At 46.4% G+C, this 22,525-nt stretch carries 21 protein-coding genes; 2 read left to right on the forward strand and 19 right to left on the reverse strand.

The window, feature by feature from the left end:
- Positions 1-65 precede the first annotated feature (65 nt).
- Positions 66-920, forward strand: coding sequence for a bile acid:sodium symporter family protein (locus DWY57_RS09185; protein ID WP_119961639.1), 855 nt, complete (start codon positions 66-68; stop codon positions 918-920).
- Here the strand turns inward: DWY57_RS09185 and DWY57_RS09190 are convergent.
- The 10 genes from DWY57_RS09190 to DWY57_RS09235 all read right to left on the reverse strand — a co-directional run bounded on the left by DWY57_RS09190 (position 890) and on the right by DWY57_RS09235 (position 11,055).
- The gene (locus DWY57_RS09190) at positions 890-1,651 is read right to left on the reverse strand and encodes an EFR1 family ferrodoxin (RefSeq protein WP_117601579.1); all 762 of its coding nucleotides are present in this window, start codon (positions 1,649-1,651) and stop codon (positions 890-892) included. The two genes, DWY57_RS09185 and DWY57_RS09190, sit on opposite strands and share 31 nt — an antisense overlap.
- Before the next feature lie 48 nt (positions 1,652-1,699).
- Entirely contained in the window at positions 1,700-1,858 is a 159-nt protein-coding gene (locus DWY57_RS20875) for a hypothetical protein (RefSeq protein WP_165491391.1), read from the reverse strand.
- Positions 1,859-2,004: 146 nt separating this feature from the next.
- A complete protein-coding gene (gene hisS / locus DWY57_RS09200) occupies positions 2,005-3,366 on the reverse strand; it encodes a histidine--tRNA ligase (protein ID WP_117601592.1) in 1,362 nt (453 codons plus the stop codon).
- Between the two features lie 256 nt (positions 3,367-3,622).
- Complete coding sequence (locus tag DWY57_RS09205) at positions 3,623-4,318, reverse strand: zinc metallopeptidase (RefSeq protein ID WP_016273159.1); 696 nt, start codon at positions 4,316-4,318, stop codon at positions 3,623-3,625.
- A 141-nt stretch (positions 4,319-4,459) separates the two neighbouring features.
- A complete protein-coding gene (locus DWY57_RS09210) occupies positions 4,460-5,764 on the reverse strand; it encodes an alpha-L-fucosidase (RefSeq protein WP_117974543.1) in 1,305 nt (434 codons plus the stop codon).
- Between the two features lie 102 nt (positions 5,765-5,866).
- Entirely contained in the window at positions 5,867-7,138 is a 1,272-nt protein-coding gene (locus DWY57_RS09215; protein ID WP_117601582.1) for an adenylosuccinate synthase, read from the reverse strand.
- Positions 7,135-7,623: a Fur family transcriptional regulator gene (locus DWY57_RS09220; protein WP_005835580.1), complete on the reverse strand. Its 489-nt coding sequence runs from the start codon at positions 7,621-7,623 to the stop codon at positions 7,135-7,137. The genes DWY57_RS09215 and DWY57_RS09220 overlap by 4 nt, the downstream gene beginning before the upstream one ends.
- 127 nt (positions 7,624-7,750) lie before the next feature.
- Positions 7,751-8,425, reverse strand: coding sequence for a DNA alkylation repair protein (locus DWY57_RS09225; RefSeq protein ID WP_117601583.1), 675 nt, complete (start codon positions 8,423-8,425; stop codon positions 7,751-7,753).
- Positions 8,426-8,431: 6 nt separating this feature from the next.
- Positions 8,432-10,480, reverse strand: coding sequence for a dihydrofolate reductase (locus tag DWY57_RS09230; RefSeq protein ID WP_117601584.1), 2,049 nt, complete (start codon positions 10,478-10,480; stop codon positions 8,432-8,434).
- Positions 10,481-10,581: 101 nt separating this feature from the next.
- Positions 10,582-11,055 (reverse strand): helix-turn-helix domain-containing protein, encoded by a 474-nt coding sequence (locus DWY57_RS09235; protein ID WP_117601585.1) that lies wholly within the window; start codon positions 11,053-11,055, stop codon positions 10,582-10,584.
- 281 nt (positions 11,056-11,336) lie between these two features.
- Here DWY57_RS09235 and recQ point away from each other — a divergent pair, with 281 nt between their 5' ends.
- Positions 11,337-13,148, forward strand: coding sequence for a DNA helicase RecQ (gene recQ, locus DWY57_RS09240; RefSeq protein WP_119961641.1), 1,812 nt, complete (start codon positions 11,337-11,339; stop codon positions 13,146-13,148).
- Between the two features lie 3 nt (positions 13,149-13,151).
- On the opposite strand, the gene DWY57_RS09245 is transcribed toward recQ, so the two are convergent.
- From DWY57_RS09245 to DWY57_RS09285, 9 genes are all read right to left on the reverse strand, one after another.
- Positions 13,152-14,003 (reverse strand): tetratricopeptide repeat protein, encoded by an 852-nt coding sequence (locus DWY57_RS09245; RefSeq protein WP_117601587.1) that lies wholly within the window; start codon positions 14,001-14,003, stop codon positions 13,152-13,154.
- A 15-nt stretch (positions 14,004-14,018) separates the two neighbouring features.
- Positions 14,019-14,969, reverse strand: coding sequence for a cysteine synthase A (cysK, locus tag DWY57_RS09250; RefSeq protein WP_117601593.1), 951 nt, complete (start codon positions 14,967-14,969; stop codon positions 14,019-14,021).
- A 298-nt stretch (positions 14,970-15,267) separates the two neighbouring features.
- On the reverse strand, positions 15,268-16,329 hold the full coding sequence (leuB, locus tag DWY57_RS09255) for a 3-isopropylmalate dehydrogenase (protein WP_117601588.1): 1,062 nt from the start codon (positions 16,327-16,329) through the stop codon (positions 15,268-15,270).
- Positions 16,319-16,576, reverse strand: a complete 258-nt coding sequence (locus DWY57_RS09260) for a hypothetical protein (RefSeq protein ID WP_005835569.1) — start codon at positions 16,574-16,576, stop codon at positions 16,319-16,321. The genes leuB and DWY57_RS09260 overlap by 11 nt, the downstream gene beginning before the upstream one ends.
- Positions 16,577-16,588: 12 nt before the next feature.
- Positions 16,589-18,130, reverse strand: a complete 1,542-nt coding sequence (locus DWY57_RS09265) for an alpha-isopropylmalate synthase regulatory domain-containing protein (protein ID WP_005826194.1) — start codon at positions 18,128-18,130, stop codon at positions 16,589-16,591.
- Positions 18,120-18,719, reverse strand: coding sequence for a 3-isopropylmalate dehydratase small subunit (gene leuD / locus DWY57_RS09270; protein ID WP_117601589.1), 600 nt, complete (start codon positions 18,717-18,719; stop codon positions 18,120-18,122). The genes DWY57_RS09265 and leuD overlap by 11 nt, the downstream gene beginning before the upstream one ends.
- Before the next feature lie 109 nt (positions 18,720-18,828).
- The gene (gene leuC / locus DWY57_RS09275; protein ID WP_117601590.1) at positions 18,829-20,223 is read right to left on the reverse strand and encodes a 3-isopropylmalate dehydratase large subunit; all 1,395 of its coding nucleotides are present in this window, start codon (positions 20,221-20,223) and stop codon (positions 18,829-18,831) included.
- Between the two features lie 42 nt (positions 20,224-20,265).
- The gene (locus tag DWY57_RS09280) at positions 20,266-21,762 is read right to left on the reverse strand and encodes a 2-isopropylmalate synthase (RefSeq protein ID WP_005835565.1); all 1,497 of its coding nucleotides are present in this window, start codon (positions 21,760-21,762) and stop codon (positions 20,266-20,268) included.
- Positions 21,763-22,127: 365 nt separating this feature from the next.
- The gene (locus DWY57_RS09285; protein ID WP_117966787.1) at positions 22,128-22,394 is read right to left on the reverse strand and encodes a hypothetical protein; all 267 of its coding nucleotides are present in this window, start codon (positions 22,392-22,394) and stop codon (positions 22,128-22,130) included.
- Between the last annotated feature and the right edge of the window lie 131 nt (positions 22,395-22,525).

Below are 22,525 nucleotides of genomic sequence, written 5' to 3' on the forward strand. Positions count from 1 at the left end.
ACTGACAAAATGACAAAGTATAAACAAGATTTGCTATCTTTGCAGCCTCCAAAATGATTTGACTTATGAATGCAATATGGATAGTCCTCCCCATTCTTACCTTATTGATGTTTGAACTGGGACTGACATTACAAACCGAAGACTTTAAACTGTTCCGCAAACGCCCCCGCCCCATCATTGCCGGACTGGCAGGTCAAATTATCCTACTGCCGACGCTGGCATTTGCTTTAGGACATGTCTTCCAGCTCGAACCTTTGTTTTTTATCGGCATCATGCTCATAGCCTGCTCGCCAGGTGGCAGTTCATCCAACATCTTCTCCATGATAGCTGAAGGAGACGTAGCATTGTCCGTGTCACTGACGGCATGCAGCAGTATTATCACACTATTCACCATCCCCATGATTATGGAATTCGCCACACACTATGTAGACAACAATCTGAACATAGACGTCCATCTCCCTATAGGCAGCCTCATCATACAGAACCTGGCCCTGATGCTCCTTCCCATTGTAGCCGGTATACTCACAAAGCGTTACCGTCCGCAAATGGCAGAAAGGATTCATAAGACATTGTCGAAGATAGCTTTTCCCGCACTTATCCTGCTGGCGACTATCTTCTTCATACAGCACCATTCCACCATCACCGACCAATTCGGCAAACTAGGAATCTGCATCTCCGTTCTTATCCTGCTGGCTATAGGAGGCGGCGTACTGCTATCGAAGTCCATGTACCTCAACCGAAAAGAACAACGTACACTCATTATAGAAATCGGTATGCAAAATGCCGCACAGGCAATTGCCGTTGCCAGTAGCCCGTTTGTATTCAACAATGACATTATTGCAATACCTGCCATTATCTACGCACTGGTAATGAATGTTATTCTGCTGATTTATGTGGGAGTGGTAAAGCGACAAAGATAATCTCCCAACCGGTATCTTCCCTTCTTCTGTGTCGCTTTTCCATACTGTATCACTTTCCGGGGGCAAAAATGCAAACAAGCCATACAATGAATGCAGTGCTTTCCCCACACCGGACGCCCATCCACCAACCGGATATTACCTACCGGACAAGATTTACTGCATATTCCGCAAGAGATACAGCCTTCATCTACATGAAATCCCTTGCTACCAATGATGAAACGTACAAACAAAGGATTCACTACATACGTTTTCAGCCAGGCAGCACCGCCTTCATGCACGTTCCAAGCCTTCTTCCGTGCAATGACATCCTCCACAATTGAAGTAATGGCAAGCCGTGCATTCTCTATCTTCTTACGACAAAGCGCCTCATCGTCCAAGTCGAACATCGGTACGTAGGTATTAGGCATTGCAACAGACCAAGCAGCATCCAACGGAAAATGCTCCGCCAGACGGTTCATTCCCTTTCCCACATCGTCCCCGCATGTACACACGGCATAACGATAACGGCAGTCCGGCAACCGGAGCTGCGACAAAAAATCAATCAAGACACGGGGGGCATACCATGAGTGCACCGGAAAAACAATACCCACTCTGTCAGCTTTTGACAGCTCTGCGGGTATCAGGCCTTGCTTAAGGCAATCAACAATGCTGACGGCAGTATCATGCGTAGCCTCTGCAAGCAATTCTGCAATCCAGTGTGAGTTTCCGGTTGCGGTAAAATAAAGTATCATCGGCAGTATGTTTTGCCGACAAAGGTAGTGATTTGACTTGAATTCCTTCTATTCCAGCAGCTCTTCTATGGAATAATTTTCCCAGAACGCTTTTGTAGAATGCACTAATGAACTGCCCATATAGAGCAGGAACAATACCGCTATGACAATCATCAGGAAACTGACGAGGGCATTGTGTTTTTCTTGCTTAAGCTCAACAGAAACCATAAGAACCTCCTTTTTTGTCAGTACAAAGATAAATGCAGGATGTTTCATTTCTCCTACGCCACTATTACAAATACTTATATTCGTGCCATAAATATACAAAAAAAGGAGCAACTTTATGCTCCTTTTTAAATGTATTTCAGTTTTTATTATTTCAGTTCGCTAACCAACTCTTGGGGAGTGACCATTTTCTGCTCACCGGTCTCCATGTTTTTCAATGTCACCTTACCCTCATTCATCTCATTCTCCCCTACCAAAGCCACAAACGGAATGGCTTTAGAGTTCGCATACCCCATCTGCTTCTTCATCTTGCTTGCATCGGGAAAAATCTCGGCACGAATACCTGCCGCACGAACCCCGGCAAGTACATTCATGGAGAATGCAGCTTCTTTCTCACCAAAGTTGATAAACAACAGCTGAGTACCATTCACTGCTTCTTTCGGATAAAGGTCGAGCTGATTCAGCACATCAAAGATGCGGTCTGCACCGAACGAGATGCCTACACCACTGACACCGGACATGCCGAATACACCCGTCAAATTGTCGTAACGTCCTCCACCGGTGATACTGCCGATTTGCACATCAAGCGCCTTTACTTCGAAGATGGCGCCGGTATAGTAATTCAAGCCACGAGCCAATGTCAAGTCCAACTCGATTTCATTCTTTAAGCCGAGATTCTTCAAAGTGGAAAGGATAAATTCACTTTCCTCCACACCTTTCAGTCCAGTCTCGCTGGCAGCAAGGACCTCCTTCAGAGTTGCGAGTTTCTCTTCATTACTTCCGCTCAACAAAATGATAGGTTGCAGTTTAGCGATAGCCTCGTCACTGATGCCTTTCTCTTTCAACTCGGCATTGACATTATCTAGACCTATCTTATCCAACTTATCGATGGCCACAGTAATATCCACAATCTTGTCAGACTCACCGATGATTTCGGCAATGCCACTCAATATCTTGCGGTTGTTAATCTTGATACAAACACGGATGCCGAAGCGGGTAAATACCGTATCTACAATCTGCATCAGTTCCACTTCGCTCAGCAAGGAATCGCTGCCTACCACGTCGGCATCGCATTGATAGAATTCACGATAACGCCCTTTCTGCGGACGGTCGGCACGCCACACGGGTTGTATCTGATAACGTTTGAAAGGGAAAGTTATTTCATCGCGGTGCATCACCACGTAACGGGCAAAAGGTACTGTGAGGTCATAGCGCAAACCTTTCTCGCAGAACTTACTGGCAAGCTTCACTGCATTACGGCTCAACAGTTCTTCGTCCGTAAGTCCGGAGAAATAATCACCAGAATTCTGTATTTTGAACAAGAGCTTGTCACCTTCCTCACCATACTTCCCCATCAAGGTAGAAAGCATTTCCATTGAGGGCGTTTCTATCTGCTGGAAGCCATAGAGGTGATACACTTCACGAATCGTATTGAATATATAGTTACGCTTCGCCATTTCTACGGGCGAGAAGTCACGGGTTCCTTTCGGAATACTTGGTTTTGCTGCCATAATCAGTTCAATCATTTTAAAAATCGGACGACAAAGTTACAGTATTTTATTGATTGAGAAAAGAGAATGTTTATCTTTATGCCATTACTGCAGTATAAAAGTGACAAAAACAAGCTTTGAACTTACACCTTTACAGAAAAGGTTGAATAATACACAACAGATGAGCTGTTTGATATAAACAGACTATCCATCTAAAGCAAACAGACCATCTGTCCGTATGGAACAGATGGTCTGTTTTTATGTCTGCATCATATACTTAATCTCTGCGTCCCAAGAATATCATGATATAATAAATCAAGGTAGCAAGCGAACCGAGAGCAGCCACTACATACGTATAGGCAGCCGAACGCAGTGCATCTTCCGCTTGTGCATGATTATATGAATTTGTAATGCCGGAATTGCTAAGCCATACCAGCGCACGCTTACTTGCATTGATTTCCACCGGCAAGGTGATGAAGCTGAACAAAGTAGTCAACGCAAACAGTATAATACCCGCCAGTAACAGTTGCGGGAAGGAGTTCAGCATCAAAATACCTGCCAGCAGCAGCCACGTCATCCACTGTGAGGCGAAAGAGACTACCGGCACCAGTTTGCTGCGCATTGTCAACGGAGCGTATGCACGCGCATGCTGCACAGCGTGGCCACATTCGTGGGCTGCAACGGCAGCAGCCATGATGCTGTTACTGCTATAAACACTCTCACTCAGGTTTACTGTCTTATTGGCAGGATTATAATGGTCGGTCAGATGTCCAGGAGTATGCGTCACAGTCACATCGTAGATGCCATTATCGTGCAGCATCTTCAAGGCCACGTCTGCTCCCGTCATTCCGTTGCCGGTAGGGATTTTAGAGTACTTCTTGAATTTGTTCTGAAGATTCATCTGTACCAGCCAGCTGACGACGGCAATACCGATAAAAATAATCCATTGCATTCCTATCATTCCTGTTCCCATAATTTTCTTTCTTTAAATTGTGAATAAATCAGTCGTTTCTTATTGTATAACAAATAGTCTGCCAAAAATAAAAGGAAACGGTGAGCAATGCCAGCGTTTCCTTTATCTTTTAGGAAGAATTAAAGATTTCTGATTTATAATTTATTTTTCAATCTCCACCTCTATCACTTTATCGATATCCGTCGGAACCTCCGGCAAGTAAAGCATCACCCCTCCTTCACACTTACGGAACTTCACTGGAAGACGGTCGGCATACCCCACTGCCTTCCTCACTTTCTTGCCTTCCAACGGCAGGAAGAGAGCCTTATCCTGCAATTCGAGAATATGCACGTATAATTTATTTTCTCTTTGTGTAGTGACTCCCCAAGGATGCGGAGCAATGCAGCCGCCACGGGTTCCGTAGATGGTTTCACCGTATACCTTCATCCATTCCCCTACTTCTGCCAGACGCTCCAATGCAACAGCAGGCAGCTCACCGTCCGGCTGAGGACCGATATTCATCAGCAGATTGGCATCTTTACCCGCAGCCTTCACCAGGTAATGTATCAGCGTTTTGGTGGATTTATAATCCTGGTCCGTAATCTTATATCCCCACATTCCATTCATCGTCTCGCAGGTTTCAAGGGGCAAGGCGCTGATATCCTGCCCGGAAAGGCCGGCACGGTTCTCTCCCGGCAGATCGCGCTCGAATATCTGGATGTCCTCGCCGACAAACGGTGCTTGATGATGGTTGTTCCCAACCAGGCAAGCCGGTTGCAGGCGGTGTATCATGGCATATTGCCCGGGCAGTTGCCAATCGAAATCCGGATTCTGGTCCTGGTCCCACCAGCCATCAAACCAGATGGCACCTATTTTTCCATAATTAGTGAGCAACTCGGTCAGCTGGTTGTTCATGAATTTATAGTAGCTGTTCCAGTCGCCCTTCGGATTCGGCCGTCCCGTTCCACGTCCGGTGCGTCCCCACGGAGCATCTTCGCGATACCAGTCAATGTGCGAATAGTAGAGATGCAGACGGATACCTTGCTTGTGGCACTCGTCTGCCAATTCTTTCAGAATATCCCGCTTAAAAGGGGTGGCATCCACAATATTGTAATCGGAAAAGCGTGTGTGGAACATGGAAAAGCCATCGTGATGCCGGGACGTGAAGCAGATATACTTTGCCCCGGACGCTTTGATGGCTGACACCCATCTGGCGGCATCGAACTTGGCAGGATAGAAGCCTCCCGCCAGTTTGGCATACTCCTTATAATTAAGGTTCTTGTTCGTCATGGTCCATTCTCCAGTAGCCAGCATGCTGTATATCCCCCAATGCAGGAAGATACCGAATCGGTTGTCACGAAACTCCTGACGGGATTTCAGATTTTCCTCCGTCGGCTGATAAGTCTGCGACTGTGCGGAGGGCACAAGGAGCAACAGCAGTAAAAAAGACAAAAGACGTGTTTTCATGGCAATAAATAAAAAAGGCACGGATTATCCGGACACCCACGGTTCTTCAGATGAAGCCGCGAAATCCGTGTAATCCGTGCCTAAGGTTATCTGTTTGTTTTATTATTCCTCTGTATATCGTTCGATGGTCTGCTCACGGTCCGGTCCCAAGGAAACAATCTTGATGGGCACACCAAGCTGTTCTTCCAGGAATGACAAATATGCATTGAATTCTTCCGGGAACTCATCTTCACTCTGCATCTTGGTCATATCCGTCTGCCAACCGGGTAGCTCTACATAAACCGGTTCAATAGTCTCGTTGATATCGAACGGGAAGTAATCAATCTCTTCCCCATCCATCTTGTAAGCTACACAAGCCTTAATGGTTTCAAAAGAATCGAGCACATCGCTCTTCATCATAATCAGTTTGGTAACCCCGTCTACCATAATGGCGTATTTCAATGCCACCAAGTCAATCCAACCACAACGGCGCTTACGTCCAGTCACAGACCCGAACTCATGCCCCAGCGTGCAAATCTGGTCACCGGTCTTGTCGAATAATTCCGTCGGGAACGGACCGGCACCTACGCGCGTACAATAGGCCTTGAAAATACCATATACCTCACCAATCTTGTTGGGAGCAATACCCAGACCGGTACAAGCACCCGCACAGACCGTATTGGAAGAAGTGACAAACGGATAAGAACCGAAATCAATGTCTAGCATTGTCCCCTGCGCGCCTTCGCACAATACAGACTTGCCGACAGCCAACAGATTGTTCATCTCGTGTTCACTGTCCACCAACTGGAATTGTTTCAAGTATTCGATACCTTCGAACCATGCCTTCTCCATTTCTGCAAGTTCATACTCATAGTTCAGGCTCTTCAATATCTGTTCATGACGGGCCTTGGCCGCTGCATACTTCTTGTCAAAGTCATGCAGAATGTCGCCTACGCGCACACCGTTACGGCTGATTTTATCCGTATAAGTCGGTCCGATGCCTTTTCCGGTCGTTCCTACCTTTGCATCGCCTTTGGCTGCTTCGTATGCAGCATCCAGTATGCGGTGAGTCGGCAGAATGAGGTGTGCTTTCTTGGAAATGTGCAAGCGTTCCTTCAAGTTATGGCCAGACGCTTCCAAAGATTCGGCTTCCGCTTTGAAGAGAGCCGGGTCAAGCACTACACCGTTACCAATGATATTCACCTTGTCCCCCTGGAATATTCCAGACGGAATGGAACGGAGCACATACTTCTGCCCTTCAAACTCGAGTGTATGTCCGGCATTCGGTCCGCCCTGGAAACGAGCTACGACATCGTATCTCGGAGTTAACACATCAACGACTTTGCCTTTGCCTTCGTCGCCCCATTGTAATCCTAATAATACGTCTACTTTCATTTTTCTTTTTTATGGTTATTATTCTTTTTCTTCCGTTTATTGGCCCGGTCACACTTGCTGCACAACCCATACATATATAAGGAATAGTGCGTAAGATTAAAACGGCTCAGCTTGGTATTCTCAATGGCATGCTGCAACTCCTCGTTCTGAAACTCAGTTACCTTTCCGCACTGGGTGCATATCTGGTGATGGTGTGTATCGCGATTATAAGATTTTTCGTATTGGGAAGAGTTGCCGAACTGATGCTTGATGACCAGACGAGCATTTATAAGCAAAATGATGGTATTGTAAAGCGTTGCACGGCTGACGCGGAAATTCTCCTGGTCGGCCATCAGTGAATAGAGCGTGTCGATATCAAAATGACCGTCTATGGAGTAAATGGTGTCAAGTATGGCATAACGTTCGGGAGTCTTCCGATGCCCGTTCGCATTCAGATATTCAGTGAATATCTGCCTAACTGTATCTTTCACATTCTGACTTTCCATTTGACGGCGCAGTTTTACAGCCAACAAAGTTAATCCTTTTTTGTGGAAAGCAAACGAGAAAGAGATAAAAATTGCGATAAGGGAAATATTCCCTTACCGCATCAGTCTCTATAACCATAGAACTAATCTAACAAACCTCCTCTTTTACAAGATTGTATAGTAATTGTTCTACATCAGAAGAAGAATTGTCCATACCCTCCACCCTGCGGCAAACTTGAAAAGAATTTTCCTCATTTTGCTGCATAAAGCGGCGGATAGCGGTCATGGCTGCATTGCGCACATGATAGGAGCCCGACAAAAAAGCCGTTATTGCCTGGTCGAGGAACTCATTTTCAACCCGTTCACTCATATCCCCTTTCTTCATCAATAGACGGGCTATGGTGAGGAAGCCGCAAACCTGCGTGTATTCGTCCTCGCTTGCAATCCAATGGAAGGACTTGGCAGGCGCATAAGGAAGATGTTGGAATAAATTCATACTAGTAAGTTCTGCAATCTCGATATTACGGATATCTTCCACCCAGATATCGGCTATCTCGGGCAGGAAACTCTCTACTGGCTGTAAAAGTCCCGCCAATATTTTGCACTCTCTGATATCTTCTTTCCACAAAGCCTGAGCCAGAGAGTGGTCCTTCTCGTAACCGGCAGCAATACCCTTGATACGGGGCAGCTCCACGCCAAAGTTCAGCTTATATACCAGCCCTTTTTCACGCATACTTTGGGACACAGCCCCGTTCATTGAGAGACGGAGCTGTGTCTTTATATCTTTCAGCCGCTGATGCAGCTGCTCTTTAGTATCTATCATAGTTCATCATTTATTGACAGAAGGCAATGTAGAATAGTCTTTGCTATAACGCAACATCTGTTCCGCATAACCTTCATCATAAGTCACTGTCACATCTGTTATAGTACCGTTGGCATCCGTCACCGCCTCATATTTCGGATTGACGAAACCCTTATACGGCGCAAGATTCAGCTTCTTGTAGCGTTCCAGCACTTCGGCATGCAAAGCGGGATCGACTTTCACGGCATAGGCTTCCACCAAATCATGGGCACCGGCATAGTCACCGGTGGACTTGATACGCTGTATCTCGGCAAGCAACCGGCCAAACAAGTCACGCACTTTCTCATAATCGTTTATCACGACGTACGTCTTCCCATCCTTCTTTACCAATTCCACAACCTTCTCCGCCGCACCATTTTCATACACCCAGCGCGCTATGAGCTGGCGGTTACGCATATGGGCTTCTTCTACATTGTTGCCCGGTTCGATACGTACAAGCTGTGTCATCAAACCATTCATCAGATAGGTGTAGTATTGAGCCTTATAAGCATCCGCACTTGGAGTAAGCCCCAGTTCCACCAGCTTCGGATCGGCCACGTAGTAGAGTCCGAACAAGTCGGCGCGTGCCTCTTCAATAGTAGAGCCATACGCCTTCAACGCATCCGGGTCCACACCCGGAAGCAATTTGCCGGAACCATGTCCCAAACATTCATGCAGGTCAGTATGCAGTTCATCTGTCACATCTGCGTACTTATCAATCAGTTGAAGCTCTGCATCACTGTACACAAACTCCTCATTGAATCCGTTGCCATGAGCAGCCTTGTTATAAGCATCTGTAATGTTACCGATTGTAACGGATTTCGAACCATGCTGGCTACGTATCCAGTTCGCATTGGGCAGGTTGATGCCGATAGCTGTTGCAGGATACAAGTCACCGGCCAGAATAGCCGCCGTGATTACCTTGGCAGACACCCCTTTCACTTTTTCCTTCTTGAATTGTCCGTCTACCGGTGAATGGTCCTCAAACCACTGTGCATTGCCGCTTATCAACTCTGTACGCCGGGTAGCTTCCAAATCTTTAAAATTCACCAGAGATTCCCAGCTTGCCTTCATGCCGAGCGGGTCACCATAACTTTCGGTAAAACCGTTCACAAAGTCAATGCGTGAGTTCAAATCCTTCACCCACAAAATGGCATATTCATCGAATGTCTTCAAATCGCCGGTTTCATAGAAATCCATCAGTTTGGCTATCACCGCCTTCTGCTCGGGAGTCTCGGCAACTCCTTCCGCCTTCTTCAGCCAATAGACAATCTTTTCAAGTGCCTGTCCATACAAACCACCCACTTTCCATACTTTCTCCTGAATCTTGCCATCCTCTTTCACCAAACGGCTGTTCAAACCATAGGAAACGGGAGTTTCATCCTGCGGATTCTTCAAGGCATTATAAAAGTCTTCGGCTTCTTGCTGCGTCACGCCATCATAATAATTGCATGCGGAAGTCAATACCAAATCTTCACCGGCAGCTTGATTCACCCGCTTGGGCATCACTTTAGGGTCAAAAATAACGGGGAATACTTCCTCGCATAGTTGTTCCACAGTCTGTCCTTCGGCAAGCGGCAACGTAGCTGCATCCACACTCTGTACAGCCTGCCTGAAGAATTCGGGAGTAAATCCCGGAACGAACTTTTCGCTGCCATAGTGATGATGAATGCCATTGGAGAACCATACCCGCTTGAGGTACACTTCCATAGCCTTGAAATCAGGAGTGTTCTTATCTCCATTATAGCCGGTATAGACAGCCTCCAACATCCGGCGAATCGTCAGGTTGTACTTGCCATTCTGATCGAAAAGAATGTCTCTACCCTGCAAAGCCGCTTCCGTCAAATAATAAACCAATTCTTTTTGTTTGAGGGACAAATCCTCAAAACCTGGTACACGGTAACGTAAAATCTGTAAATCTGCAAATTGTTCCACTGTATAGTCAAATTTTTCTGCCTCAGCAGTTGTTTTCGGATTTCCGCCACAAGCCGTCAATAGAGAAAGGGCAGTCACCATAGAAATCAGTTGTTTCTTCATGTGTCGGGAATATATGGATTGGTATTAAAAAAGAAGAAAAGGAAGTATCCCGAAACAACTGTTCCGAAATATTTCCTTTTTATTCATTCAATCATACAGAATTATTTCTTCTTAGCCTCTTTTTCAGCGTGTCTTTTACGATATCCATTAGGAGTCTCACCTACATTTTTATAAAAAGCAGCATAAAAAGACTGACGGTTTGCAAAGCCTACCATCGTACTGATTTCCTCTACATTCTTGTCAGCATATCTTTTGTCTGTCAACAAATGCTGCGCTTCTTTTACTCTATATTCATTCAGCAGGCAAGAGTAGTTCATGCCGAAGCGTGAATTCACCACTGCAGATAAATAGCGGGTATTGGTCTGCAATTCTTTCGCCAAATCCTTAGCGGAATAATCAGCATCTCTATACTTCTTTTGTACAACAACGATATTCAATATCTTGTCATACAACTCATCTGCCAATTCCGGCCTTATCAAAGAACGGTAGGCAGCATTCTTTTCTTTCTTTTCGCGCAGGTTGTAAGGACGTTTCTTCGTTCCTTTTTCCTGGGCATTGTTTTCTAAATCACTCATTGAATTAACTGGTTAGGGTTGTTTAAAATCGGAAAAGCCAAAGGGTTAGCCCTTTAGACTTTACAAAAGTCAGACATTTTTTTTTAATACACAACTTTTCCCGTATATATTTTTGATAAATAAACAACGAAAAAGGTTGAAAAGTAGCTCAATTCAGCCATTAATAAGAAACTTTAACCTTTTGCGGAAACTCATATGATACTAAATCTTGATGACTTTCCATTTGTAGTATATGCAATAATTAGTGTACCTTTGTCGGAAGAAATCCATACTGCCAGATTATGCTACAAACGCTCAAGACATATTTCGGTTACGACAGTTTCCGCCCCTTACAAGAAGACATCATACGCCATCTGATGGATCGTAAAGACGCATTGGTACTGATGCCGACGGGAGGCGGAAAATCCATCTGCTATCAACTTCCCGCCTTATTGAGTGAAGGCACGGCGGTAGTGGTTTCTCCGCTCATTTCCTTGATGAAGGACCAAGTGGAAACGCTCTGTGCAAACGGCATCGCGGCCGGTGCACTGAACAGCAATAATGATGAAACAGAGAATGCTTCCCTACGACGTGCATGCATGGAAGGCAAGCTGAAACTACTATATATTTCTCCTGAAAAATTATTGACGGAAGCCAACTATCTGTTAAGAGATATGCATATTTCCCTTTTCGCCATTGATGAAGCTCACTGCATCTCACAATGGGGACACGATTTCCGTCCGGAATATACACAGATGGGCATCCTTCACCAACAGTTTCCCCAGGTTCCCATCATTGCACTTACTGCCACAGCCGACAAAATAACCCGTGAAGATATTATTAAACAGCTACACCTCAACCAACCCAGGGTTTTCATTTCATCTTTCGACCGTCCCAACCTGAGCCTCACCGTAAAAAGAGGTTACCAGCAGAAGGAAAAAAGCAAAGCCATCCTCGACTTCATTGCCCGCCATCCGGGAGAGAGCGGCATTATTTATTGCATGAGCCGCAGCAAGACTGAAACAGTGGCACAAATGCTTCAAAAACAAGGGATAAAATCAGCGGTCTATCATGCAGGACTGTCACCGGCACGAAGAGATGAAGCGCAAGACGACTTCATCAATGACCGCGTGCAAGTGGTATGCGCCACCATCGCCTTTGGAATGGGAATTGACAAAAGCAATGTACGCTGGGTAATTCATTACAATTTGCCCAAAAGCATTGAAAGTTTCTATCAGGAAATAGGACGTACCGGACGGGACGGAATGCCCAGTGACACCCTTTTGTTCTATTCACTGGCCGACCTCATTCTGCTCACTAAATTCGCAACGGACAGTGGACAGCAAAGCATCAACCTGGAAAAACTGCAACGCATGCAGCAATATGCGGAAGCAGATATCTGCCGCCGCCGCATTCTGTTAAGCTATTTCGGTGAAAATACGACCTGCGACTGTGGAAACTGTGATGTATGCAAAAATCCCCCTGAACGTTTCGATGGTACAATAATCGTACAAAAAGCACTTAGTGCAATCGCGCGTTCCGAACAACAGATAGGGACTGGTATTTTAGTGGACATCCTCAGAGGGAACATGAGTTCTGAAGTTACAGAAAGAGGATACCATCGTCTTAAGACCTTTGGAGTCGGGCGTGAAGTACCCGCCAGAGATTGGCATGACTACCTGCTGCAAATGTTGCAACTCGGCTATTTCGAAATAGCCTACAATGAAAACAACCATCTGAAAATTACTCAAAGCGGAACAGATATCTTGTTTGGCAGAGCACGCACCCTGCTTGTCACCATCCGCCGCGAGGAAGCTGTACAAACTACAAGAGGCCGTAAACGCAAGGCTACAGTTCCAACCAAAGAATTGCCATTGGGATTGCCCAATACAGAAAGTGGGGAACTTTTCGAGGCTCTCCGCATTCTCCGCAAACGCCTTGCCGACCAGGAAGCACTTCCTGCCTATATCGTACTGTCCGACAAAGTGCTCCACCTACTCAGCGCCTCCCGCCCCACTACCATAGAAGAATTTGGTAATATCAGCGGTATCGGTGAATATAAAAAGAAGAAATACGGAAAAGAGTTTGTGGAACTGATACGGAAATACAGTTGAATATTATTTACACTGTAACAGTAAATCCCTGAGGTCACCTTGCGGCACGCCAAGCGAAATGGCTTTTTCGAAGTCACGTTTTGCCAACTCCTTTTTCTTTTGAGAAAGGTAAATTTGCCCCCGTATCAAGTAGGCTTCTGTCTGCGAAGCATCCAGCTTGATGGCTTCTTCCAAGTCCATCATGGCCAGGTCCACATGTTTCATATCCTGCTCTACACCCGCACGTGCTACGTAAAGTACGGCATATTGCTGGGTAGTCAGCCGGGTAGCTTCTCCTCCTTTTTCTGCAATCATGGCATTCAATATCGAAAGCGCCGCTTCATATTTGCCCTCCTTCTGCTCCAGTGTAGCCAACCCCAGACGGCCATTGTAACTCCGGGGGGCAAGTTTCAGCAGACGTTCATAATCAGACTTTGCAAAATTATAGTTGCGCTGCCGCATATAGATATAGGCGCGCATTAGCAAGGCTTCCTGATTATCGCTCTCTATATCCAGCACCAAAGAATAGTCTATCCGGGCCAAATCATCCTTCCCCAACTCAAGATAAAGAGCGGCACGGTTCATCAGGGCAGGTATGGCACGCGGAGCAATGTTCAATGCCAGAGTATACGAGTCAAGGGCCTGCTCATACCGGTGTTGCCGACGCTGTATCGTTCCCAAGTTGGAGAACAGCAAAGCGTTATGAGGGTTGGCAGGCTCCATTTTCAAAGCTTGTTCAATGTATTTTTCGGCCAATGACAAGCTATCCTGCTCCGTGGCTGCAACCGCACGTTCGCTCAGTTCTTGATAGGTTTGTGAAAAGGCAGAAAACATCGTGGCTCCACACAAAAGGAAAGAAAAAATAAATTTCTTCATATAATCGTTCAGTATTTATTCCAAAGGATAGGTATCGAAAGCAAACAGTTCTGTTGACAAATAGCGTTCCCCCGTATCGGGCAGTAGGGCAACAATCATTTTATCCGCAAATTCAGGGCGTTCGGCCAGCAACCGTGCCGCATATACCGCTGCACCGGATGAGATGCCGGCCAGCAAGCCTTCCGTAGAAGCCAGCTCCCGTCCTCCACGAATGGCCTCGTCATCGGGTACCGGAATAACCTCGTCTACTACAGAAGCATCATAAATGGAAGGAATAAAATTGGCTCCAATCCCCTGGATGCGGTGCGGTGCGTCTTCCCCTCCTTCCAGAACCGGAGAGGAGGCAGGTTCTACAGCCACAACATAGACATCCGGATTGTGTTTCTTCAAGGCACGCGCCACTCCACAGACCGTGCCGCCCGTGCCCACACCGGCAACAAAAACAGTAACTTTGCCATCCGTGTCCGTCCAGATTTCTTCCCCCGTAGCATGTTCATGAGCCTTGGCATTGGAGGGATTTTCAAACTGTTGCAGAATAACCGCACCGGGTATCGCATCCCGCAGTTCTTTCGCTTTGGCAATGGAGCCGGACATACCTGCCAGCCCGTCGGTCAGTACAATCTCCGCGCCCAAGGCTTTCAACAGATTACGGCGTTCCACACTCATGGTCTCCGGCATGGTCAATATCAAATGGTATCCCTTGATGGTTGCCACCATCGCCAGTCCCACGCCGGTATTGCCACTGGTAGGTTCAATAATCGTGGCTCCGGGTTTCAAGGCCCCGCGTGCCTCGGCATCCTCAATCATGGCAAATGCCACACGGTCCTTCACGCTTCCCGCCGGATTAAAAGATTCCAGCTTAGCCACAATATTTCTTTTCAATCCGTATTTACGGCTGTATTCAGCCAATTCCATCAAAGGAGTATGCCCAATCAACTCCGTCAGGTTCTTTGCAATTTTCGCCATAATCTTATTGTCTAATACATTCTTCCCGCACATACTTGCGGTGCATGGATATGCTGACAAAGATATGCAAATTCCAAGAAATAAACCGTGCGGGAAAGGAAAGATTATGCTGCCATCTACCAAAGCTTAACACGAATAAAGAGGATGAAAGGATATGAAACGATTGAAGAAGGAAAAATGGGAAGGAAGAACCATATCTGACAATCAGCGACTTCCCACTGCAAAGATGGTGCATGCTTTTTGCAGAACTTTACAGTGGGAAGTTACTGATGGACAGAACAGTAATGGGATACTGGCATCAAGACTTCTTAAGATAGTCTACAATCCAAACGCCCACTTCCTTGGTACCGTATTTGTCTCCACCTTCTACTTGAATCTCCGGTGTACGTACATTCGCATCGAGTGAAGCATCCACTGCCTTGCGAATCAACGCCCCTTCCTCTTTCAGGTCGAAGTATTCGAAAAGCATGGCTACAGACAAAATTTGCGCCAGCGGATTGGCTATATTCAAACCTTTCGCTTGCGGCCAGGAGCCATGAATAGGCTCGAATACCGGCGTGCTCTCTCCCGTAGAAGCAGAAGGCAGCAATCCCATAGAGCCACTGATGCAGGAACCCTCGTCCGTCAAAATATCGCCAAACGTATTTTCCGTAACCATTACGTCAAAGAACTTCGGCTCTTGAATCATCTTCATAGCGGCGTTGTCCACAAACATATAGTCGGTTGTCACTTCGGGATATTGCGGTGCCATTTCCTGGGCAATCTGTCTCCAAAGGCGGGAAGAGGCAAGCACGTTGGCTTTATCCACCACCGTAAGATGTTTGTTACGTTTCATGGCATATTCAAATCCGACTTTCAGGATACGTTCAATCTCAGGACGGGTATACATGTTCGTATCATACGCCTTGTCATTGTCCTGGTATTTCTCACCGAAGTACATGCCACCGGTCAGTTCGCGGATGCAAAGGAAATCGGCACCATCCACCAGCTCCGCACGAAGGGGAGACTTATGGAGCAGACATTTGAAGGTCTGTACGGGACGGATGTTGGCAAACAGTCCCAGTTTCTTGCGCATAGCCAGCAAGCCCTGCTCGGGACGCACTTTGGCAGTAGGGTCATTGTCGAATTTCGGGTCACCTACGGCAGAGAACAATACAGCATCCGCATTTTTACAAGCCTCATAAGTGGCTTCGGGAAACGGGTCACCCACCTTGTCTATCGCGTCTGCACCGCAGATGGCATATTCATAGTTCACTTTATGTCCGAACTTCTCACACACGGCAGTCATCACATCCACGCCTACGGTAGAGATTTCGGGGCCGATACCGTCACCGGCCAACACTGCAATTTTAAAATCCATTGTTTTCTTTATTATTTAAAAGTTCATCTATCTTCTTTTTGTTTGCAAGATTCTTGCGGCGATACCGGTCACCCCACACAAAACCAGCTGTCAATATAAGGGTATTGATGGCTGACATAAGATACTCGTCCGCATCCAACTCGCCGCTCCACCAACGCAGAAAGAGGTTGAAAGCAAAAAGCAAGCCTGCATACAACGCATAGCATACATAAGGACGCCTCTCAAAAAACGATTTCTTTTTCTCCATAAGATCCATTTTTTATGATTCGTATTCGTCTTCTATGATATTCAACATCTTCACCGTCGCCTTGATGGCCGCTTCCGTCTGGTCTGCGTCCAATCCGCGTGTACGGAATATCGTATCTTCAAAACTCCAGGTAATAACCGTCTGCACAAAGGCATCGGTACGCCCGCCGGGAGGAATGGTCACGGCATAGTTCGTCAGCATCGGGAACTTACGACCCAGTGTCACTTTATATATCTTGCGCAAGGCGCGCACAAAAGCATCATACTGGCCATCTCCACTGGAACTTTCCTCATATTCCTTTCCGTTGATTTCTATCTTCAACGTAGCCATCGGCTTCAATCCATACGCCAGATTCACAATATAGCTCTTAAGGCTGACGCGTTCTTCTGCCATTCCGTGCTTCAGTACGTCCGAAACAATATAGGGCAGGTCTTCTTGCGTCACCAGTTCCTTCTTGTCGCCCAGCTCAATGATGCGTTCGGTCACTTTGCGCATGGCATCTTCATCCAGTTGTAATCCCAAGTCCTCCAAATTCTTCCGGATATTGGCTTTACCGCTGTTCTTGCCCAGGGCATACTCTCGCTTGCGGCCAAAGCGTTCAGGCAGAAGGTCGTTGCAGTAGAGGTTACTTTTATTGTCACCGTCGGCATGGACGCCTGCCACTTGGGTAAATACATTCTCGCCCACAATCGGTTTATTGGCAGGGATTACGATACCCGAGTAGGACTCCACCACACGGCTTACATCGTTCAGGCGGCTTTCGTCAATGTTGGTAATGGCATTGAAGTGGTCTTTCAGGATAGCCTGCACACTGGCAAGCGGAGCATTGCCGGCACGTTCGCCCAGGCCGTTGATGGTAGTATGCAGTCCCTTGCAACCGCTAAGTACGGCGGCAAGCACATTGCTCACAGCAAGGTCATAGTCATTGTGGGCATGGAAGTCGAAATGGGCATGCGGATAGCGTTTCACCATCTTGCGCATGAACTCGATGACTTGTAGCGGGTTCAATACGCCCAATGTGTCAGGTAACATGTAACGGCGGATATTGGTCTGCTCCAAGGCGTCCATCAGACGGAACACATATTCCGGAGAATCTTTCATGCCGTTACTCCAGTCTTCCAGATAGACATTCACTACCATATCCTGCTCGTTGGCGTAATCCACTACAGACAGAATATCCTCGATATGCTCTTCGGGAGTCTTCTTCAACTGGTAGGTGCAATGCTTCAGCGAGCCTTTGCACAGCAGATTGATGACACGGCAACCGGTCGCATGTATCCAGTCCACCGACGTGTGGCCATCTACAAAGCCAAGCACTTCTACTCTTGGCAACAGATTACGGCGTGCCGCCCAGTCACAAATCATTTTTACGGCATCAAACTCTCCTTCGGATACCCGCGCAGAAGCCACCTCCACCCGGTCTACTTTCAATTCCTCCAGTAACAAACGGGCAATCATCAGCTTCTCATGGGGCACAAAGGAGACTCCGCTGGTCTGTTCACCGTCGCGGAGCGTAGTGTCCATGATTTCTATCTTCGGATGATTATGCTTCATTTTTATTCTCCCAAGCTTCTATCTTATCTTTATTCTCAACCAGAAAATCGATGTCATCCAAACCATTCATCAGGCAATGTTTCTTGTAGGCATTGATTTCAAAATGTTCGCTCTTGCCCGTAGCCTTGTTGGTGATGGTCTGTTCGGGCAGATTCACTTCTACTTCCATCTTCGGATTGGCAGAGATAGAGTCGAACAACTCTTTCAGGAACGGCTCACTTACCACCACCGGAAGCACAAAGTTGTTCAGTTCATTGTTCTTGTGTATATCGGCAAAGAAGCTCGATACCACCACGCGGAACCCGTAACCGGCAATGGCCCATGCAGCATGCTCACGGCTGGAACCGGAACCGAAGTTCTTTCCCGCCACCAGAATCTGTCCACCGTAAGTGGGATTGTTCAAAACAAAGTCCTTGTTCAGAGAACCATCCGGATGATAACGCCAATCGCGGAATAAATTATCTCCGAAGAACTTTTCCTCACGGGTAGTAGCTTTCAGAAAACGTGCAGGGATTATCTGGTCTGTATCCACATTCTCTAATGGAAGAGGCACACAAGTACTGGTTATTATATCAAATTTTGTCTTCATCTTTGTATTTACGATTTACAATTTACGATTGAAAATACTCTTGATTTACCTTTGTTGAACGATGTTTGATTTACGAAGTAATTTTAATCGTAAATCGTCCAATCGTACATCAAATCAGCGTTCTCGGGTCAGAAATAACTCCAGTCACTGCCGCTGCTGCAGCTACAAGCGGGCTGGCAAGCAGTGTTCGGGAACCCGGTCCCTGGCGTCCTTCAAAATTACGGTTACTGGTAGACACTGCATACTTTCCGGCAGGCACTTTATCGTCGTTCATTGCCAGACAAGCGGAGCAACCCGGTTGGCGAATGGCAAAACCGGCCTCTTCCAGAATCTTGTCCAGTCCCTCTTCACGAATCTGGGCATCTACCATCCAGGAGCCCGGAACCAGCCATGCCACTACATCCTCGGCTTTCCGACGGCCTTTCACAATGGAGGCAAATGCACGGAAATCCTCAATACGTCCATTGGTGCAGGCGCCTAGAAATACATAATCAATCTTCTTACCCAGCAAAGGCTCTCCCGGTTGAAAACCCATATAGCCCATGGACTTCATGAAAGAGGTGCGGGCAGCCTCTCCCATTCCTTCGGTAGTAGGAATATGTTGTGTGATACCCATGCCCATACCCGGATTGGTACCGTATGTAATCATCGGTTCAATATCTTCGGCTGCAAAACGGACTTCCTTGTCGAACACGGCATTTTCATCACTCCTCAACGTTTTCCAGTATGCCAATGCCTTGTCCCATGCCTCACCCTTCGGAGCATATTCGCGTCCTTTAATATACTCGAAAGTGGTTTCATCCGGAGCAACCATACCGCCGCGGGCACCCATCTCTATACTCAGATTGCACAAGGTCAGACGCCCTTCCATAGTCAGACTGCGCACAGCTTCTCCGCCATATTCCACGAAATATCCCGTAGCGCCGCTGGTCGTCATCTTCGACATCATATACAATGCTACATCTTTTGCCGTCACTCCCTTGCCAAGTTTGCCGTCGACAGTGATACGCATTGTCTTAGGACGGGTCTGAAGGATACATTGCGAGGCCATTACCATTTCCACCTCACTCGTACCGATACCGAAAGCCACTGCTCCCATCGCCCCGTGGGTGGAAGTATGCGAGTCACCGCAGACAATGGTCATGCCAGGCAGGGTCAGCCCGCGTTCCGGACCTACTACATGGATAATTCCGTTCTTCTTGTCCATCATACCGAAATGGGCCAATCCAAACTCTTCCGCATTCTTGGCCAGTGTATCTACCTGAGTCTTTGAAATCGGGTCTTCAATCGGCTTGTCCTGGTCATGCGTCGGCGTGTTATGGTCGGGCATACAGAAGATCTTTTCCGGACGGAAACACTTGATTCCACGTTCGCGCAATCCTGAAAAGGCTTGCGGGCTGGTTACTTCATGACAATAAAGCCGATCAATATAAAGCTGTGTGGGACCGTCTTCCACTTTCTGTACCACATGGGCATCCCAGATTTTATCAAATAATGTATTCATCTCTTTATGTACAATTTAGCTATTTACAATTTACGATTAAAATCACATCTTAAACTTATTGATACAGTCGATGTACGCTTCCACTGATGCCGCGATAATATCCGTATTGGCACCGAACCCATAATAAATATGATTATCGTATTCCACCTGCATATGTACCTTACCCATATCGTCGCTACCCTTGCTGATAGCCTGGATGGTGAATTCCTTCAATGTCATATGGCGGTCGATAATCTTCTTCAAAGCCTTGATAGCGGCATCTACCGGACCGTTTCCACTGGCAGCGGCTTCAAACTTCTCACCGGAGATGTTCAACCCCAAACTGGCAACCGAACGAACCCCCACCCCACTGGTCACCTGGAGATATTCCAGTTTGATACGGTGGTTCTGCGTACGATTTGCCCCTGCCAATACCAGAATGTCGTCATCATTGATATCTTTCTTCTTATCGGCAAGTTTCAAGAACTCTTCATACACTTTGTCCAGCTTCTCCTGATCCAACTGTACTCCCAATATCGACAAACGATTCTTCAAGGCTGCACGTCCGCTACGGGCTGTCAATACGATAGAATTATCATCAATACCCACATCATGCGGGTCAATGATTTCGTACGTCTGCACATTCTTCAATACACCGTCCTGGTGAATACCCGACGAATGGGCAAAAGCATTGCGACCTACAATAGCCTTGTTGGGCTGCACCGGCATGTTCATCAGGCTGGACACCATACGGCTGGTTGGATAAATCTTCTGTGTATTGATGTTGGTCTCAATTTCTATGTCCTTGTGACATTTGATAATCATCGCCACTTCCTCAAGAGAAGTATTGCCGGCACGTTCACCAATACCATTGATGGTTACCTCCACCTGGCGGGCACCATTCAGCACGCCAGCCATTGTATTGGCAGTAGCCATGCCCAAGTCATTGTGGCAATGAGTAGAAATAATGGCATTATGAATACCGTTGACATGTTCCATCAGATATCTTATCTTCGCGCCATACTCATCAGGCAAGCAATACCCCGTTGTATCGGGAATATTCACCACAGTAGCACCTGCCTTGATAACAGCTTCTACCACCCGTGCCAAATATTCATTATCCGTTCGGCCTGCATCTTCGGCATAGAACTCTACATCATCCACATACTTACGTGCATACTTTACGGCAGCCACTGCACGCTCTATTATTTCCTCGCGATTGGAATTGAATTTATATTTAATGTGCGAGTCAGATGTACCGATGCCAGTATGGATACGTTTATGCTTGGCAAATTGCAAAGCCTCTGCTGCCACATCAATATCTTTCTGTACGGCACGTGTCAAGGCGCAGATGGTGGGCCATGTCACAGCCTTTGATATCTCAATGACCGAATTGAAATCTCCCGGACTTGAAATCGGAAATCCGGCTTCAATCACGTCCACCCCCAGGGCTTCCAGTTGTCTGGCTACCTGAATCTTTTCCACTGTATTCAATTGGCATCCCGGAACCTGCTCGCCATCGCGGAGCGTTGTGTCGAAAATAAATAATTTGTCACTCATTGCTTTATTGTATTTAATTTATGTCCCATAAAAAAAGCCTTTCGCACTTGGAAGTGAGAAAGGCTTCATATATCATTGCATCTTACATATATATTCACGCACAGCACTCACTTCCACTAAACTTTGCCAGTAGAATAATAATACCACACAGTAGAATATATGTAAAGTTCTGAATCATCTTCTTTTTTGTTTTGACGTTGCAAAGGTAGATATTATTTCGTATCACACAAACAAATTCATTACTTTTTTCAAAGAAACAGTTTCATTTTATAAGTTAGCATTCACCTATTACTTAAATATATCACAAAAAAGGCATACTTTACAGTATGCCTTTTCCTATTGCACAATTTAATACAAGTCTTGAATTACTTTTTATCACAAGCTTTCTTGCAATCTTCTTTCTTATCACAAGCAGCTTTATCACAAGCCTTCTCACATTTCGCACTGTCACAAGCAGCAGAGTCAGCACCCTCACAGCAAGCCTTAGCAGAGTCACACACTTGTTCTGTTTTTGCTGCGCAGCAAGAATCCACCTCAGTTACATTAGAATCTGCAGCCTTTTTGTTGCCACAAGATGTCACTGCGAAAGAAAACGCTACCGCAACGGCAGCCAATAAAACTTTAGTCTTCATACTTTCAATTTGCTTTAAACGTTGATATAAAATTAGTTCGACGCAAATATACGAAAAGTTTATGAGACCGCCAAAACGAACGAAGCCTCCGTATCCTTATCAGACACGGAGGCTTCTTCTGAAAAACGGCG

Source organism: Bacteroides sp. AF25-5LB, from assembly GCF_003602965.1.
Taxonomy (GTDB): domain Bacteria; phylum Bacteroidota; class Bacteroidia; order Bacteroidales; family Bacteroidaceae; genus Bacteroides; species Bacteroides uniformis.